This is a genomic window from Amycolatopsis dongchuanensis, assembly GCF_039542405.1.
GTDB lineage: Bacteria > Actinomycetota > Actinomycetes > Mycobacteriales > Pseudonocardiaceae > Amycolatopsis_E > Amycolatopsis_E sacchari.
Genome location: NZ_BAABIB010000181.1, coordinates 1 through 919, shown reverse-complemented (window position 1 = coordinate 919; position 919 = coordinate 1). Strand labels below are relative to the sequence as shown.

Below are 919 nucleotides of genomic sequence, written 5' to 3'. Positions count from 1 at the left end.
GAACAGAGCCTCCGGTAACGCCCTGACCAGGTAAAACGTACTAACTTAGCGGTATTGCCCAGCCGACCAAGACCGTCGATAGCCGGGTGGCACAATGATCACGCAACCTGTGCCATGTTCGGGCGTAACACGATCATCTCGCTCGTTTCGATACTTGGACCAGTCCGACGACACCTGCCGCCGGACTGGCTCCATGTAATCCCCAGATATGTCCACTAAAAATCGATGATTCGGCGCAGGGTCGTCAACCATACGTCCAGTATAGCGACTTTTCTAGACTACACCAGCAATCCGCAAGCTGAACTGGTATATCCGACTTGAGCCGATCACCGACCCCCCAAAGGATCAGCCGGCAGATCGTTGGGCTGCGCCGTGTGGAAGCGATAAAGTGGGTCATCCCCCAGACTCCACGCTACAGGGCTTTTGGCATACAGGTAGTAGGTAACATCAGAAGCTCCCGGCACAGTGAAACTCCACTGGATTACCATAGATTTACATGCGTTGTCACCGTTATAATTGGTATAACCGTTCGGATCCCAGAAGACGCCGGTATTTGCCGGCACAGACCCGACTGGATGAAGCGCATAGGAATTGGGAATCTCACTCCCCCGCTGTCCGCCACAAGCGTCTATGGCATCGCCCTCGAAAGTAACATTATCGGCGTCAAACGTTGCCCCGTACGAGATAGGCTTGACCGTGAAGTTACTACCTACCAGCGTGTATTCGGCAGCGTATTCGACCTGCCCATAGGTGGAATCAATCGTGCCAAAGTCGCTCCACAACTCAAAGTACCCTGTGAAATCGTCGAGGATTGTCCAACATGCAGATCCACGTGCATCGTTTCCGGGGTAGCAGTATCTAGGCTCTTCACGATCCAGGGTGTAGTTGCGGCCTGAACCCGCCGGTCTCCAGTAGTGAT

Annotated in this window: 1 protein-coding gene; it reads right to left on the bottom strand. The window is 53.8% G+C overall.

Going from position 1 to position 919, the window contains the following annotated elements:
• Window positions 1–326: 326 nt before the first annotated feature.
• Window positions 327–919 (bottom strand): hypothetical protein (locus ABFX51_RS39355; protein ID WP_346056992.1); only part of this gene is annotated, 593 nt, incomplete at its 5' end.